Below are 15139 nucleotides of genomic sequence, written 5' to 3' on the forward strand. Positions count from 1 at the left end.
GTCGTGATCGAAAAGGCGGGCGACAATTACTCGGCCTATGTGCCTGATTTACCGGGTTGCATCGCGACAGGATCGACGGTGGCTGAAGTCGAGCGGGAACTGCGAGAAGCGATCCGATTCCACATTGAAGGGCTGGAGGCGGACGGTCTCCCAGTGCCGCTGCCTAGCGCCGTCGCAGAGTATGTCGACGCGTAAATCGATTCTCCGCGCGTCACGTCAATTATCCAAGAAGCTCCGCAGCTTCCGGCTGCGGCTCGGATGCTTCAGCTTCCTTAGCGCCTTTGCCTCGATCTGGCGGATGCGCTCGCGCGTCACTGAGAACTGCTGACCGACTTCTTCGAGCGTATGGTCGGTGTTCATGCCGATGCCGAAGCGCATGCGCAGCACGCGTTCTTCGCGCGGCGTCAGCGATGACAATACGCGCGTCGTGGTCTCGCGCAGATTCGACTGGATCGCCGCCTCGATCGGCAGCACCGCATTCTTGTCCTCGATGAAATCGCCGAGATGCGAATCTTCCTCATCGCCAATCGGCGTCTCGAGCGAGATCGGCTCCTTGGCGATTTTGAGAACCTTACGCACTTTCTCGAGCGGCATGGCGAGCTTTTCGGAAAGCTCTTCCGGCGTCGGCTCGCGCCCGATCTCATGCAGCATCTGGCGCGAGGTGCGCACGATCTTGTTGATCGTCTCGATCATATGCACGGGGATGCGGATCGTTCGCGCCTGATCGGCGATCGAGCGGGTGATCGCTTGGCGAATCCACCAGGTCGCGTAGGTCGAGAATTTATAGCCGCGGCGATATTCGAATTTGTCGACCGCCTTCATCAGGCCGATGTTGCCTTCCTGGATGAGGTCGAGGAACTGCAGGCCGCGGTTGGTGTATTTCTTGGCGATGGAGATCACGAGACGCAGATTCGCCTCGACCATCTCCTTCTTGGCCTGCCGGGCCTCGCGCTCGCCCTTCTGCACCATATGCACGATCTTGCGGAACTCGGAGATCTCCAGTCCCGTTTCGGTCGCAAGCGCGTGAATGTCGGCGCGCAGATCCTTGATGCGGTCCTTGTCGCGGGCGACGAATTCCTTCCAGCCCTTGGAGCCGAGCTTGGCGACGCGCATCACCCATTTGGGGTCAAGTTCGGAGCCGTGGAATTTGTCGATGAAATCTTCGCGCATCACGCCATGGCTGTCGGCGAGCCGCAGCAGTTTCGTCTCATAGCCGATGAGCCGCTTGTTGATGTCGTAAAGCTGCTCGACCAGCGCTTCGATGCGGTTCTGGTTTAGAGAAAGCGATTTGACGTCGGCGACAATCTCTTTCTTCAGCGTCTTATATTTTCGCTCCTGCGCGGGCGTCAGAGTCTCGTTCTTGAGCTTGTTTTCGACGTTCTGATCCTGAAGCCGGCGCAGCTTCTTGTAGGCGTCGGCGATGCGGGCGAAAGTTTCGAGGACTTTGGGCTTAAGTTCCAATTCCATCGCGGAGAGCGACACGGAATTTTCCATGTCGTCTTCTTCCTCGAACGTCTCTTCGGCGGGCGGGACTTCCTCCTCCAGACCGGCGGGCGGCGTGCGCGGCGCCGTCGACGGCGCCATGTCGGCGGCGGGGGCGGGCTCTGCAGTCTTCGCCGCCTTGCCCTCAGGGCCGGCGTAGGTCGCCTCGAGATCGATGATGTCGCGCAGCAGAACCTTGCCCGCTTCCAATTCCTCGCGCCAGATGATGATCGCCTGGAAGGTGAGCGGGCTCTCGCAGAGCCCGGCGATCATCGCCTCGCGCCCAGCCTCGATCCGCTTGGCGATGGCGATCTCGCCCTCGCGCGATAGAAGCTCGACCGAGCCCATCTCGCGCAGATACATGCGCACCGGATCGTCGGTGCGGTCGGCGGGCTCCGACGTGCGCGTCGTCACCGCGGTTGCGCGCGGACTTTCGACGAGTTCGCCGCCTTCAGATTCTTCCTCTTCGGCGGCCTGTTCCTCCTCGACATCGTCGGGATCGTCGCCTTCCGAGACCGTAATGCCCATTTCCGATAGCATTGCGTAGACGTCCTCGATCTGGTCCGACGATACTTCCTCGGAGGGCAGAACGGCGTTCAGTTCGGCATAGGTGACAAAGCCGCGCTTTTTGGCGAGCTTGATCATCCGCTTAACGGCGGCGTCATTGAGATCGAGAAGCGGCCCGTCGGAGGTTTCCGTCGCGGCTGCAGTCTCGTTCTCGACCTTGTCTTCGTCTTTCTTCGCCATCCATAAGCTCCAAGCATCTCGCCCTGGATCGGCTCCCCGAACCAGGCAAGGCGCAAGTTTTTCTCAAAAAATAAGCCTGAGAGGCCGCCCCTCTCCAAGCTGCGGCGCGGCGACCAGGCGAAGGGCCTTGCCGACCGCAAAAAACCTTCGCCCCGCCCCCTAGCGGCGCGTTTTCCATCCCCTCTTCGCCACGGCGTTAACCCTTGCGAATTCACAAATTGCGCGACGGCCGGCCGGAAAGCGCTCCATATCCTTCCACCGCCGCTTCTGCGCCATCTAGCGCCGACAACTGGGTCTGAATATCCTTCAGCCGCGCATAATCCCGCTCGTTGGGGTTGTCGGCCAGCAGCGCTTGCACCGCGCGCAACTCTCTATTTAACGCCAACGATCTGCGATGCAAGACGAAAGCCTGTCGCAGGCTTTCGCCGGCGTCAGCGGCGGCGGCCTCGGGGCGCACGCTCCACAACGTCGAGTGGGCGGCCATCGCCTCAAGCCGGGCGACCGTCCGCTCAAGCTCGAGCGACGCCAGAAACGGGCGAAGCTGAGCCTTATCCGATTCGCTACGCTCCGCGAATCGTAAAAGCGCGTCACGCAAGGCGCGCATGTCGCCGGAATCGAGGTCGAGGGTCGCCAGATCTTCGACACGGGAGTCGATCAGATCAGGATGATTGATCAGGATCAATAAGATAAGCGCTTCTCGCGGCGCGATCCCAGCCTTGACTCCCCGAAACAGCGGCGAATTCGCCAGCCCCGGACCAATGGCGAGGGGCCCGTCGTCAGTCGCGCGTCTGCGTCCGCCCGCGCTGCGGCGCGCGCCATAGGGGCCTCGAAATTGGCTGCGCCGATCGCGTCCAAAAAGGCTGTCCAGCCGCTGTGCGAACTCTTGCAGGTAGTGGCGCCGCAGGTCGTCGTCGCGAATCTCGCCGACAATCTCACGCAGCCGCCGTTCTAGCGCGGCGCGCCGCTCGGGCGTATCGAGCGCCGCCGAATCTGTCTCGCGCATCCACAAGAGATCGACAAGCGGCAGCGGCCGGCTCAGAGCTTCAGCGAGAGCCTCCGGGCCCGCGGCGCGCAGCAGTTCGTCGGGGTCCTGGCCGTCTGGCAGGAGCACGAATCGCAGCGAACGGCCGGGGCCAATCAGCGGCAGCACCGTATCGACCGCGCGAAAGGCCGCTTTCAATCCGGCCTTGTCGCCGTCGAAGCAGAGGATAGGCTCCTCGGCCAGACGCCAGAGCAGGGCGCATTGTTCGGCGGTCAGCGCAGTGCCGAGCGGGGCGACCGCGTTGGGGAAACCCGCCGCAGTCAGCGCGATGACGTCGATATAGCCCTCGACGGCGATGACCGCGCCCATCTCATGCGCGGCCTTGCGGGCGTTATGCAGATTGTAGAGCGTCGCCCCCTTGTGAAAGAGCGGCGTCTCGGGGGAGTTGAGATATTTCGCCTGGGCGTCGGCCTCCAAGGCGCGTCCGCCGAAGGCGATGACCCTTCCGGAGCGGTCGCAGATCGGAAACATGATCCGATTGCGGAATCGATCATAGGGAACAGCAATCTCCTCGCCATGGACGAGCAGGCCGGCCTCGATCATGGTTTCAACGCTTGCGCCCTTGGCGGCGAGATAATCGCGCAGCGCATGGCGTTCGGGCGGCGCAAAACCCAGACGGAATTTCTCGCGCGCGGACAAGGAAATCTGTCGGCGGTCGAGATAGGCGCGCGCCTCGCGTCCCGCTGCGCCGGCGAGCTGCTTTTCGAAAAAGACCGCCGCCGCTTCGAGCGCCTCGCCAAGCGTCGCGCGCCGCCGATCCTGCTCTTGCTGCTCCCTCGTCTCGACAGGCAGCGGCAGGCCGGCGAGCGCCGCCAGTCTCTCCACCGCTTCAGGGAAGGAGAGTCCCTCGGTCTCCATGACGAAATCGAAGATGTTGCCGTTCTTGCCCGCCGAGAAGTCGAACCAGCGCATCTTCTGGTCGTTGACGTAAAAAGAAGGGGTTTTCTCGGCGTTAAAGGGCGAGAGGCCCCGCCACTCCTTGCCTTCTTTCCTGAGTTTCACCTTCTGGCGCACGACCTCCGAGACGGGCACGCGCGCCCGAATCTCATCGAGGAAGGAAGGCGAAAAGCGCATTGGAGCCTGCCGTTGAGCAAGAAGTACCATAGACGCCTGGGACGCCTTGCGAGAAGCCTTCTTGATTATCTTGGTCAGTGTATATACAACTGCATTCCCGGCGCAGTGGCCTGCTGCGCCGCAGTAGTCGCCGCAGGCTTATCACAACATGGGCGAACAGGGCTTCGAATGGGAAGCAGATAAGAACGAGTCGAATCGCCAGAAGCACCGAATTTCCTTTGAAGAGTGTACCGCTCTATTCGACGAGCCCTTCCTGAGGATCCGCTCGGATCGTTCGGGCGAGACCCGGTGGTTGGCGATCGGAAAATCACAGGATCGGATTATCGCCGTAATCTACACTGAACGATACGGCCGTATTCGGATCATCTCGGCCAGGATGGCGAGAAAATATGAGCGTGAAATCTACAAAGATCGCATCGGTGACACATCATGAATCGATGACGCGCCGGGTGACAAAGAAGCGACAAATGACCGACGTGGAATTGGACGCCGCCGTCGCAAGCGATCCCGATTGGGCGGAATTTGAGCCGATCGACTGGAGCAAGGCAGAAGTCGTCGTGCCTGCAAAAAAGCAGGCGATTTCCATCCGTCTCGATCAAGACCTGATTGACTATTTCAAGGCGCAAGGCCCCGGCTATCAGCGACGCATCAACGCCGTTCTGCGCAGCTACATGAGGCAACGCAAGGTTGGTTAACCTGCGTTTGTTCAAAGCGCATCGCCGGGAATTGGCGTCTACGCCACGGGCCGGCGACTAATTCGAATGATGCGCGTGACGGGTTGTCGGGCGCCGATGGACATGGGGCGCTTCGGCCTGCTCGACATCCGCCGGGACGACGACGAGCTGCCCATATCGGACTCCGCGCTCGCCAATTACATGACCGGCGAAATGTTCGACTTCGGACTTCTGGCCCTTGAGCAGCGACACTTCGAGACAGGTCGCCTCATCCAAGTGCACATGGAGCGTGGCGATCGACATGTCGGCATGAGAATGATGATCGTGCATCAATCGCTTCGAGAGCTGTCGCGTCTCGTGGTCATAGACATAAACGAGCGCCGCGACGCAGGCGCGGGCGCCGTCATCGGTTTCGGGCGTTTTGAGCAGACCTGCGCGAACGAGATCGCGCACCGCCTCGGAACGGTTTCGATGGCCGCCCGCCTCCATATATTGGTCGAGCGCGCTCATCAGCTCTTCATCGATGGTTATCGTCACGCGCTGCATAGGTAGCTCCGGCTGTTTGCGGCTGCGTCGAGCCAGATGATAGGCCAAAATCGCCCGGCAGGCCCGAACGTTAGTTTATTATTCGCAGCGGCTAAGGGCCAATAGCGCGAGACGTGAAGGATCGAGCGCCGGTCACGAGCCGCTTTGGAAAGCGGCTGGTCTAGAAGACTTAAAGTCCAAAATTCCAGGCATTTGCGTCTTTTTTCCAATCAGAAAAAAGGACCGCATCGTCTCTTTGCCTTTCAAGTCGACGGTTCCGTCGTCCAGGAATACGTAATCATCAGTAAGGCGCACTTTGACCGCTTCCGACACATGGATCTTGTCGGGCTCACAGGTCGATTCGAAGCGGCTGGCGACATTTACGACATCGCCCCACAGATCATAGGAAAAGCGTTTTCTGCCGACGACGCCGGCGGCGACAGTGCCGGTGTGCACGCCCATCCTCATTTTGAGCGGGTAGGGAACTTCTTTGCCGAAATCATTTATGAAGCTCTGCGCATCTAGAGCGAAGTCTGCGATATGCTGACAGTGCAGCGGGTCGCGGGTCGGGACGCCGCCGACGACCATGTAGCTGTCGCCGATCGTCTTTATTTTCTCGACGCCGTGCTTTTCGACGAGCTCGTCGAATTTTTCGAATATGGCGTTGAGCATATTGACCGTCTCGTGCGGTCCAAGCTTCGCCGAGAGTTCGGTGAATCCGACGATGTCAGAGAAGAACACGGTGACTTCCGGAAAAACTTCCGCGATGGTTTCTTCGCCGCCGCGCAATCTTTCGGCGATGGCGGCAGGAAGAATGTTGTGAAGCAGCTTTTCCGAACGAGAGCGTTCGACCTCCAGATCCGCCAACGCCTCGCCTGAGAGCTTTATTTTATTTTCGAGTTTGTCGAATGCTATGTTCAGATCTTCCGCCATCGCGTTGATGGTCGTCGCCAACTCGCTTATCTCGTCGCTCCCGGAAACAGGAACGCGCGCACTCAGGTTTCCGGAGCCGATATCGTGAACGACCGTCATGAGCTGCGACGATCGAACCGCGAAGCGATTGCGCAAGAAGATGAGAGACAAAATGACCATGCCGAATAGGCCAATATTGATGTAGGTGTTGGCAGTGAATAAGAGGCGGGTGAACGCTTGTTGTTGTGAAATCTGCGTCGCATATCTCTGCCGAATCAATTCCTGCATCTGGGAGATTTTCAGCGCCAAATCTCCGTTGAGCTTACGATATTCGTCACTAAACAGCAGCTTTGTCGCTAGGGTTCGATCTGGCTTGCCCTTGCGGGAGAAGGTTCCGGCGCCGTCGTCGAACTCCCCATCGACCGCGTGCATTGCGGCGCGTTCGATGCCGACCACCTTCTCTAAGAAGCTGCGCGCTTCCTTTAACTTATTCAGCTCTTGTGCGGTGATATTTTGACTTAAGAAGCGATCTTCGATGGAAACTGCGTCGTCGCGTTTCTTTTCGGGCGGCGGAATAATCCCGCCATTCACGAGATCCCAATAGCCAAAATTGTAGTCTTTCGGTCGCGCGACTTTGCCATTCAGGATGGCTTCGATGGCGTTATACCAGTCAACTCTTTTCGGGTCGTTGTTAGAGATGTAGCCTCTCGCAAAGCGCGTCTGCCACTGCGAGGAAAAGACCAAGTCGTCGGCAAGCGTGGTCAGAGACTGCAGTTCGCGATGCGACGCCTCCAGCTCTTGCTGCGCTTTTTCGAGAAAGACGCCGAGCGCTAAGTTGGCTCCTGCTAATGCGACGAGCAATAGGAAGAAGATCGAGAAGAACGTCCGAAGCTTCATTTTCGGGCCCGCGACCGGACAGTCACTTCATCAGAAGACCACAGGGGCCATTGATTGACGATTGGTGGGCGCACAAGGGCTCGAACCTTGGACCCGCTGATTAAGAGTCAGCTGCTCTACCAACTGAGCTATGCGCCCGTCCGTCGAGCGCGCGGGCGAGCCCGACGCTGTTTCGAACGAGCGGTGCGAATAACAAAACCGCTCGCGGCTGTCCAGCGCTACGCAATGCCTGGGCTCGATTGCCCCTCTTAAGCTATGGCGCCGGCGCCGCCGGCCACCCGTGGATCAGCCGCGACTTCGTCACGAGATCGGACCAGGGTCCCTTATAGGCGTTGCCGGCTGCGGCCGTCGGCGCGTCCTGCTTACGCGCGCAAACACCTTTGGCCGCCTCGGATTTCGGGCCCTCCACGTAAAAATAGATGACGTCCATTTTCAGTCGCGAGGCCAGCTGATCGAGGACCGTGCCCCTTTTCAGCACATTTACGCCCCAATGGGCGTCGCGCGGGCCGCCCGGCTTAAAGCCGTAACCATAGTCGCCGTCGCCCTTGATGAGATCGAAGCGGATGTAACAAAGCTCGCCCTGAGGGGCGGGCTGCGCCACCATCTCACGGGTGACGATGACATCCTGGTTGTTGTAGCGGACCGTATAGTCGACCGGAAAATGCCAGACGTCGACCTTCTCAAAATGATTTAGGAGCTCCGCCTCGTCCGGGTCCGCCGCTCGAGCCGCGGTTGATCCTAGCAGGCCGCCCACCGCAATCGCGATCGCCCATATGGGCGTCGAAAATTCTCTCCTCATGTGTCGACCTTCCGCTGGCGCTCTTGCGCTCCCCCTCGAGCTTTGCAGGTAAGCAGCTCCGCCGGCGGTCGCAATCCCTGCGACATTAGCGCGCTTCGGCGGCGCCTCGGCTCTGGAGGCCGGCGGCGAAGGCGTGGCGCGGTCAGACTCTGGTTAGGACACGCGCCGAGAAGTCTTCCCCCCGCCGCAAAAGCGCGCTAGCAATTCTTGAGAAGCAAAGAACGAGTTTGATTATGTCGCGAAAAAAAATCGCTTTGATCGGCGCCGGCAATATCGGTGGAACGCTTGCCCATCTCGCCGGCCTTAAGGAATTAGGCGACATCGTTCTTTTCGACATCGTCGACGGCGTGCCTCAGGGCAAGGCGCTCGACATCGCCCAATCATCTCCCGTCGCGGGCTTCGACGCTAAACTTACCGGCGGCTCGGACTATTCGGCGATCGAAGGGGCGGATGTCGTCATCGTCACTGCGGGCATTCCGCGTCAGCCTGGCATGAGCCGCGACGATCTTTTGTCCATCAATCTCGGGGTCATCGCCAAAGTCGGCGCTGGCGTTAAGCAATATGCGCCAAACGCCTTCGTGATCTGCATCACCAATCCGCTCGACGTTATGGTCTGGGCGCTGCAGAAAGCTTCAGGCTTGCCGACGCATCGCGTCGTCGGCATGGCGGGCATGCTCGATTCTTCGCGCTTCCGTTATTTCCTCGCAGAGGAGCTGAATGTCTCGGTCGAAGACGTCAGCGCCTTCGTTCTGGGCGGCCATGGCGACGACATGGCGCCATCGGTGCGTTATTCGAGCGTGGCGGGCGTGCCGTTGCCGGACATTGTCGCTATGGGATGGACCACTCAGGAGCGAATCGACGCGATCGTCGAGCGCACGCGTAAAGGCGGGGGCGAGATCGTCGGCCTTCTTAAGACCGGCTCCGCATATTATGCGCCGGCGACCGCGGCGATCGCTATGGCCGAGAGCTACCTTAAGGACAAGCGCCGGGTGATGCCCTGCGCCGCCTATCTCACCGGCCAATATGGCGTGAACGGCCTTTACGTCGGGGTGCCGGTCGTCATCGGCGCGAATGGCGTCGAGAGGGTAATGGAGATCAAGCTCGATGACGTCGAGCGGGCGATGTTTGAGAAATCCGTCGCTTCGGTTCGGTCGTTGATCGACGCCGCGAAGTCCCTCGACGCCGCATTTGCCTGAACCCCTTCCAAACGCCGCACTCGATTTCAGAGCTGCAACGCCGCGGCGGAAGGCCGGCGGCTTGGGCTTGCCCACAGGAACATTCTTTGCAAGTCGGAGGTTAGTCACTCTGGAAGACTGAATCTTGCGAGAGGTTCAGCTTTGCTGGAATGGATTTAAGGCCATGTTTGATCCCGATGGCTATACCTTCGTCAAAATTATCGCTATTGCCGGCACGCTCTACTTCGCAGTGCGTGCTGCTATTCTACTCGGTGTCGCGGCGATAAATGCGGTTACTTTGCTGCCGTAAATTTTTAGTAGAAGGGTCGAGCTTTCAAAGGCGAGATGAGCGACCGCGTCTGGAGCATTTAGTGGACCGGGGACTTCGCAATCTCTTCCACGGCTTCCGGAGCGGCTTGGTCGCGCACGCGTGCGCGCGCGGCTGAGCGAAGGCCAGTGGGCGCAATAAGGGCGGCTTTCGCCGGCTGGTCGGCGACTTTTGGATTCCTCTGCACGCTTTCCTCGCTTGCGTCTGATTGCTCCTGCGCCTTTGGCTCAGGCGCGTAAGCGAGTGAATCTTCGCGGACTGTTTTTGACCTTCTTGCCTCGCTTTTGGTCGATTTGACCAAGCGAGCTATGGCGCTCGTCGCTTTGACGTCGAAGGTCGCGGGACGAGACGGGGGAAGGGGCGCCGATCCCCGCGCGGAACGATGGGGCGTGGCCTCGGGGCTTTCGCTCTCCTGAAGTTCGCTTGCGCTTTGCAGTTCGCGCGACCGCTCGACCGCGGCAAAAGTGGCGGCTCTGTCATAGGCGATCTGCCTATCTGTAAAGCCCGGGAGCGAAGCTGGACGCTGAGGCGGAAGCGGCGCCCGGACGGTGGGCAGCTTGGTGGATGAAGACCCCTGATCGGGCGGCTCTGCTCCCGGCGCTGAAAGGGTAGTTTCGCCCCGCGGCAGATCGGCCTCGGCTCGCGCGATCTCGGGCGCCCTATAACGATTGGCGTCGGCTGAGGCGGAAGCGGCGCTTTCTTCGTCGGCTTCGCCGTTCGCGCCCCGCGTCGCCCGCGGCGCGAGCGACGCCCATTGCTTGCGCGCGCCCGGCGCTGGCGTCGTGACCTCGGCGTCGTCTTCCTCGCCGCCGCCGCCAAATAGCATGGCGAAGAACCCGCCAAACGTGCGCCTCGGCGCGACGACATAAGCGCCGTCGCCGCGGGCTTCGATTTCCGCGCGCGCCTCTTCATAGCGCGCGAGCGGCTGGTTGTTGGTCGGCAGATGCACGGTTTTCCCGTCAGGGAAAAGCCGCACGAGTTCGTCGTAACTCATGCGCGGCCAATGGCGCACATTGCCGACGTCGAGATGGACAAAGGGCGTGCCGGCATTGGGGTAATAGCCAACGCCGCCGCGCTGCATCCGCATGCCGATCTCGCGAACCTGAGACATGGGAAGCCCGGGCATGGTGGTGTCCATCGCCTTGCCGAGCATGTGCTGTGAATATTTGGCGACGGCGCGCGAACGGGCGCGCAGCATGGCGTTCGTTTCAGGAGAGCGATAGGCGGAGACGACCTGCACGACCTGATCTCCAACGCCCGCGGAACGGTATGCTTCCCACACGACGTCAAACAGGCGCGGGTCCATATTGGTCGGCTCGTCGCGGCGCCAGTCGCGCAGGAACCAGTTCAGTTGCTGCAGGACGTTGCTGTCATACTGCCCGTTGACGAGATAGGTCGCAGAAATCGATTCATGCGTGTGGGCGTGGTAGAGAAGGATGGTTCTTGTGTCGCCGTTGGCGACCGCCGTTTCAGTGATTTTCGGCGCGAGCGTCGTCAGACAAAGGACGACGAGTCCGAGGACCTTAGAAAGCGGAGCGTAGATCAGGCGCGCGCTGGAGCGAGGCGTCGTCAATGGGTCGCTTCCCGTCTCGCTTGAAGCGCGCCGTGATCGGCGCCGCCCGGAACCAATAAATCTTCGAGACCTTTTGGCCCCATGCGCGCCATGCGCCGACGGCGCGATGACCGGCAGAAAATCAAATGTGAAATGCGCCGTTAAGACGCGCTTCGCCCATCGCGGCCGCTAGCGGCCTGATTTCCCACCCATTGCGACGCTAGGGTAACATCGTGGCGAAAAATTGCTCAAGCTTGGCGGCTTAGTTCGTAGCCACGGTTCGCATAAATTGCTGACCTAGGATCGGCTGCGCGCCGCTGATGAGCTGCAGATAGGCCGGGCTCAGCGGCGCGGCGTTCTGGGCCAGGAAAGCCTCCGATGGCGGTCTGCGGGGCGGGAGCGGCGCAGCCTCGGGAAGCGTGTTCGCCTCGATCTGCTCCCGGTCGGCGACGGCGACGCGGATCGGCGACGCCGATTGGCTGGAGAGAGCGGTCGCGACTGCTGACTGCACCTTATGCGCGACGTCGCCAAATGAGGCGAGGCTCACGCCCGACCCGTCCGGCTGTGCGCTGGCGACCCGGGTTGGCGGCGACGGCTGCTTGCGGCCGGCGATCATCGTCGGGCCGCTCTCGCAATTGCGCATGCCGAGAGCGATGAGCTCCGTCCCCGTCAGCACGCGATATTCTCTCGTTAGATGGCCAAGACGCGCCTGCACGGCGGCAGGGTAGGAGGCGAACAGCTGCGACGAGACGCCGAGGTCGGTCTCTCTGTTAATGGCGTTGTAGGCCTGATGAAATTTGACCTTCGCATCCGGATAGACGCAGACGTTCGGCAGGCTCAGCGCCAGCGTGCAGGCCGACCGGCATTCATGCAGCCTGACTTCGCGGTTCTCACGGCGATAGCGTTCGGTTATCGCCTCATAATCGCTGACGAGACCGCCGACATCTTTGTAGACGACGACTGGCGCCGGCATTGGCGGCGGCGACAAATAGCCCAAGACGCACCTCTACCCTACGCATTGGCGGGCTTCCGCTTCAGCAAGGATTCACCATGTCGCGGTGAACATTGGCTTAAAGAGGCGAAATCAGCCCCTTATGCCGACGCGAAGCCCCGGTGCGGGACGTTCTTGCAGAACATTGCGGCGAAAATGAAATAGAGCAGCTGGCCGGCCGCCGGTTTTTAAGGACATCTCGCCCGTCGGTTCGACAATGGCGGTTGTTTCGACAAGACGGCGGAAGTTTTGCTTGTGGAGATGCCGACCTGCAATTGCTTCTACTGTCCGTTGCAGTTCTGTTAGCGTGAACTCCGGCGCCATCAACTCGAAAATCACCGGCCGATATTTCATTTTGGCGCGCAATCTGCCCATAGCTGTGGCGAGAATGCGGCGATGGTCGTGGCGCATGGGCGCCCCGAGCGGCGCGAGCGGCGCCCTTTTTTGCGCCGATTCGCGGCCGTCGCGCAGCGCCTCCTCGAGGAGCCCGGCCTCGTAGAGAAGCTCGTAGCGCTCGAGGACGTTCTCCTCATTGAACGCACGGCCCTTGCCGCCAAAGAGCAGGTTGATGCGCACCCTGCGGGAAAGGCCCGAGAAGGAGACGGCGTCCGGCGACTCGGCGACCCAGCTTTCCAGTCCGGGCGCGATCGTCTCCTCGATGATCGCCGGCGGACCTTTGCGCCAATCCTCCCAGGGAAAGAAATCATGCCAGCTTCGCCAGACGCCCGCGCGCCGGTCGGCCTCATCGCGGATGCGGGTCAGCGCCAGATAGCCGACCGAGACGACATGCGGGTCGCGGTCGCCGGCGCGCGCATGCCGTCCGCGGTCGCCGAACGTGTAGAGCTGCTCGACATAGCCGAGAGGCGCGCCGGTCTGTTCGGCGACCCATTCGCGCAAGCCGATCTCGAAGGTCCGGTGACGGATGGGATCGAATGGTCCGGAAGGCAGGGCCGCAACGCCGACGGGCCCGTCCGCACGCGTCGTCAGGATCAGCGGCTCATCATCGCGAACGGCGACGATTGCGGCGGTGAGGCCAATTTCGACAGGGGGGGAAATCGGCGCGAATTCTTCCGCGACGTGACTAGGCGTCAGCGAATTCCAGGACGAAGGGCGATCCCTCATAGCAGTCGGTCCCGCGTCCAATTGCGGCGATCGCGGCGGACATTCGCCCCGCTCGCCCGAGCCTGTCGTCTGCAAGCGCGACCAAACGCCTGTTGGGGGTCGCGGTCGAAGAGACGCGGCGGAGTTCGCGCGCGATCTCCAATTCGCAGCGGTGCGGCGCCAATGCACAGGCCGCGACATAGGCCGCCGCGGGGGAACGACTCACCCCGGCGTAGCAATGAATGACGAGCGGCGCGGAACGGTCCCATTCTTCAAGAAAAGCTAACAGGCGATCGATATGTTCCTCGCCGGGAAGGATGTGTCCCTCCCGCGGCGCGTCGATATCGGAGACTGCGATGCGCAAATGGCGCTCTCGGGCGATTTCGCAAGGCCGAACAAGCGACGCCCCGGCCGTAAGAATGGTGATAAGCGAGCGCGCGCCGCTTTCGCGCACGGTCTCGACCACCTTAGTCAGCGAACAGACGTACAATCGCCCATTCGGCATTTCTCTCCCCGACGTTCTTCTTTTAACTTTCGTCGACCGCCCGGAATCGAGCGAGGAAACGCGCCTGCGTCTCCTCGATGGGAGTCGGGGCGAGTTCGTCCATGAAAGACTTCGGCGGGATCGCCGGGCGGCCGAAGATGCGCTCGGCTTCGGCCCGTGTAAAGCCCGCAAGCTGCACCGCCTCGAAAAAGGCGGCGGCGCGGTCGGCCGTTTTGCACAGGCGTCGCAGCGCGGGCTCGGGCGCCGGCGGAAGAGAGAAGCGCAGGAGAATCGCGCCGAGTATGCGGTCCTCGACCGCTCTGTATGCGTCGCCGATCACCGCCTTGAAGGGCGAAATCATGTCGCCGATCACATATTCCGGCGCGTCATGCAACAGCATGTAGAGCCGCTCGCTTCGGCCGATGCCCGGTTCAAGCGCGCTCGCGACCTTTTCCACGAGCAGGCTGTGTTGCGCGACCGAGAAAATATGCGCGCCGGCGGTCTGCCCGTTCCAGCGGGCGACGCGCGCCAGCCCGTGGGCGATATCCTCGATCTCCACGTCGAGCGGCGAAGGATCGAGCAGATCGAGGCGACGTCCGGACAACATGCGCTGCCAGGCGCGGGGCGCTTCGCTTCGCGACGCGCGCCCGCGCTTCGTCGAGGAGGAGCGTATTGCGTCAGCCAGCGTCGCCCCCCGCATGGCGATGGCAGCCGACCAGATGATCGTCCACCATGCCGACCGCCTGCATGAAGGCGTAAACGATCGTCGGCCCGCAGAATTTGAAGCCGCGCGCCTTGAGGTCTTTGGAAAGACGTTCCGAGAGCGGCGTTTGCGTCGGCACGTCGCTCATGCGCCTCCAATGATTGACGATCGGTCGCCCATCCACGAAATCCCAAAGATAATTCGAGAAGCCGGTCGCCGCCTCGATCCTGAGCCACGCCTGCGCCGAGAGCACGGCGCCCTCGATTTTTGCGCGATTGCGCACGATCGCATCATTGCGCATCAGCGCGGCCACGCGCTTTTGGTCAAAGACGGCGACCTTCTCTGGATCGAAGCCGGCGAAGGCGACGCGAAACGCCTCGCGCTTGCGTAGGATGGTGATCCAGGAAAGGCCGGCTTGAAAGCCATCGAGAGTCAGCTTTTCAAAGAGCGCTCGGCTGTCGCGCTCGGCTCGGCCCCATTCATTATCGTGATAGTCGAGATAAAGCGGATCGACGCCCGGCCATGGACAGCGCTTCAGTCCATCAATATGGGACACGACCGCGAGGTCACGCCAACTTGCCGGCTGTTCCCGGACGCTCGCCAAGACTCGATCCTTCCTGATGCGGACGTTAAACGCCGCGCGCCGCGGCTTT

16 protein-coding genes and 1 tRNA gene are annotated in these 15139 nt (G+C 61.2%); 5 read left to right on the top strand and 12 right to left on the bottom strand.

Features of this window, described 5'->3' with window-relative positions; all coding sequences use genetic code 11:
• Positions 1-3: 3 nt before the first annotated feature.
• Positions 4-195, top strand: coding sequence for a type II toxin-antitoxin system HicB family antitoxin (locus tag FEV16_RS00545; protein ID WP_246657098.1), 192 nt, complete (start codon positions 4-6; stop codon positions 193-195).
• Between the two features lie 21 nt (positions 196-216).
• Here the strand turns inward: FEV16_RS00545 and rpoD are convergent, their stop codons facing one another.
• Both rpoD and dnaG read right to left on the bottom strand, forming a co-directional pair.
• Positions 217-2229, bottom strand: coding sequence for an RNA polymerase sigma factor RpoD (gene rpoD / locus FEV16_RS00550; protein ID WP_138165668.1), 2013 nt, complete (start codon positions 2227-2229; stop codon positions 217-219).
• 211 nt (positions 2230-2440) lie between these two features.
• A complete protein-coding gene (gene dnaG, locus FEV16_RS00555; protein ID WP_138165669.1) occupies positions 2441-4345 on the bottom strand; it encodes a DNA primase in 1905 nt (634 codons plus the stop codon).
• 148 nt (positions 4346-4493) lie between these two features.
• Between dnaG and FEV16_RS00560 the strand changes: the two genes are divergently transcribed.
• Positions 4494-4778 carry a BrnT family toxin gene (locus tag FEV16_RS00560; protein ID WP_138165670.1) on the top strand — a complete coding sequence of 95 codons (285 nt, stop codon included), beginning with the start codon at positions 4494-4496 and terminating at the stop codon, positions 4776-4778.
• Positions 4779-4812: 34 nt separating this feature from the next.
• Positions 4813-5040, top strand: coding sequence for a BrnA antitoxin family protein (locus tag FEV16_RS00565; protein WP_138165671.1), 228 nt, complete (start codon positions 4813-4815; stop codon positions 5038-5040).
• Between the two features lie 57 nt (positions 5041-5097).
• Here the strand turns inward: FEV16_RS00565 and nikR are convergent, their stop codons facing one another.
• The 4 genes from nikR to FEV16_RS00585 form a co-directional block, all read right to left on the bottom strand.
• A complete protein-coding gene (nikR, locus tag FEV16_RS00570) occupies positions 5098-5565 on the bottom strand; it encodes a nickel-responsive transcriptional regulator NikR (RefSeq protein ID WP_138165672.1) in 468 nt (155 codons plus the stop codon).
• 132 nt (positions 5566-5697) lie between these two features.
• On the bottom strand, positions 5698-7353 hold the full coding sequence (locus tag FEV16_RS00575; RefSeq protein WP_138165673.1) for an adenylate/guanylate cyclase domain-containing protein: 1656 nt from the start codon (positions 7351-7353) through the stop codon (positions 5698-5700).
• Positions 7354-7415: 62 nt separating this feature from the next.
• Positions 7416-7491 (bottom strand) — tRNA-Lys (locus tag FEV16_RS00580).
• Positions 7492-7606: 115 nt separating this feature from the next.
• On the bottom strand, positions 7607-8152 hold the full coding sequence (locus FEV16_RS00585; RefSeq protein ID WP_138165674.1) for a hypothetical protein: 546 nt from the start codon (positions 8150-8152) through the stop codon (positions 7607-7609).
• A 233-nt stretch (positions 8153-8385) separates the two neighbouring features.
• On the opposite strand from FEV16_RS00585, the gene mdh reads away from it, so the two are divergent.
• Both mdh and FEV16_RS17390 read left to right on the top strand, forming a co-directional pair.
• On the top strand, positions 8386-9348 hold the full coding sequence (mdh, locus tag FEV16_RS00590; protein ID WP_138165675.1) for a malate dehydrogenase: 963 nt from the start codon (positions 8386-8388) through the stop codon (positions 9346-9348).
• A gap of 163 nt (positions 9349-9511) precedes the next feature.
• Positions 9512-9637, top strand: coding sequence for a hypothetical protein (locus tag FEV16_RS17390; RefSeq protein ID WP_281404835.1), 126 nt, complete (start codon positions 9512-9514; stop codon positions 9635-9637).
• 58 nt (positions 9638-9695) lie between these two features.
• Here the strand turns inward: FEV16_RS17390 and FEV16_RS00595 are convergent, their stop codons facing one another.
• The 6 genes from FEV16_RS00595 to FEV16_RS00620 form a co-directional block, all read right to left on the bottom strand.
• The gene (locus FEV16_RS00595; protein ID WP_138165676.1) at positions 9696-11228 is read right to left on the bottom strand and encodes a DUF882 domain-containing protein; all 1533 of its coding nucleotides are present in this window, start codon (positions 11226-11228) and stop codon (positions 9696-9698) included.
• 241 nt (positions 11229-11469) lie between these two features.
• Entirely contained in the window at positions 11470-12204 is a 735-nt protein-coding gene (locus tag FEV16_RS00600; protein ID WP_171015111.1) for a hypothetical protein, read from the bottom strand.
• 87 nt (positions 12205-12291) lie between these two features.
• The gene (locus tag FEV16_RS00605) at positions 12292-13320 is read right to left on the bottom strand and encodes an NAD regulator (RefSeq protein ID WP_138165677.1); all 1029 of its coding nucleotides are present in this window, start codon (positions 13318-13320) and stop codon (positions 12292-12294) included.
• A complete protein-coding gene (locus tag FEV16_RS00610; protein ID WP_138165678.1) occupies positions 13280-13804 on the bottom strand; it encodes a protein tyrosine phosphatase in 525 nt (174 codons plus the stop codon). Before FEV16_RS00610 ends, FEV16_RS00605 begins: the two co-directional genes overlap by 41 nt.
• Before the next feature lie 22 nt (positions 13805-13826).
• On the bottom strand, positions 13827-14390 hold the full coding sequence (locus tag FEV16_RS00615; RefSeq protein WP_246657099.1) for an HD family hydrolase: 564 nt from the start codon (positions 14388-14390) through the stop codon (positions 13827-13829).
• A 70-nt stretch (positions 14391-14460) separates the two neighbouring features.
• Entirely contained in the window at positions 14461-15090 is a 630-nt protein-coding gene (locus tag FEV16_RS00620; RefSeq protein WP_138165680.1) for a DNA-3-methyladenine glycosylase I, read from the bottom strand.
• Positions 15091-15139: the final 49 nt, after the last annotated feature.

Origin of the sequence: Methylocystis sp. B8 (genome assembly GCF_005771425.1) — a bacterium.
Lineage (GTDB): Bacteria > Pseudomonadota > Alphaproteobacteria > Rhizobiales > Beijerinckiaceae > Methylocystis.

Excerpts from the sequence above, each read along its gene's own strand:
- FEV16_RS00610 (WP_138165678.1), bottom strand. The coding sequence starts at position 13,804 with ATGCCGAATGGGCGATTGTACGTCTGTTCGCTGACTAAGGTGGTCGAG.
- FEV16_RS00605 (WP_138165677.1), bottom strand. The coding sequence starts at position 13,320 with ATGAGGGATCGCCCTTCGTCCTGGAATTCGCTGACGCCTAGTCACGTC.
- FEV16_RS00615 (WP_246657099.1), bottom strand. The coding sequence starts at position 14,390 with ATGTTGTCCGGACGTCGCCTCGATCTGCTCGATCCTTCGCCGCTCGAC.
- mdh (WP_138165675.1), top strand. The coding sequence starts at position 8,386 with ATGTCGCGAAAAAAAATCGCTTTGATCGGCGCCGGCAATATCGGTGGA.
- nikR (WP_138165672.1), bottom strand. The coding sequence starts at position 5,565 with ATGCAGCGCGTGACGATAACCATCGATGAAGAGCTGATGAGCGCGCTC.
- FEV16_RS17390 (WP_281404835.1), top strand. The coding sequence starts at position 9,512 with ATGTTTGATCCCGATGGCTATACCTTCGTCAAAATTATCGCTATTGCC.
- rpoD (WP_138165668.1), bottom strand. The coding sequence starts at position 2,229 with ATGGCGAAGAAAGACGAAGACAAGGTCGAGAACGAGACTGCAGCCGCG.
- FEV16_RS00565 (WP_138165671.1), top strand. The coding sequence starts at position 4,813 with ATGACCGACGTGGAATTGGACGCCGCCGTCGCAAGCGATCCCGATTGG.
- FEV16_RS00575 (WP_138165673.1), bottom strand. The coding sequence starts at position 7,353 with ATGAAGCTTCGGACGTTCTTCTCGATCTTCTTCCTATTGCTCGTCGCA.
- FEV16_RS00585 (WP_138165674.1), bottom strand. The coding sequence starts at position 8,152 with ATGAGGAGAGAATTTTCGACGCCCATATGGGCGATCGCGATTGCGGTG.
- FEV16_RS00560 (WP_138165670.1), top strand. The coding sequence starts at position 4,494 with ATGGGCGAACAGGGCTTCGAATGGGAAGCAGATAAGAACGAGTCGAAT.
- dnaG (WP_138165669.1), bottom strand. The coding sequence starts at position 4,345 with ATGCGCTTTTCGCCTTCCTTCCTCGATGAGATTCGGGCGCGCGTGCCC.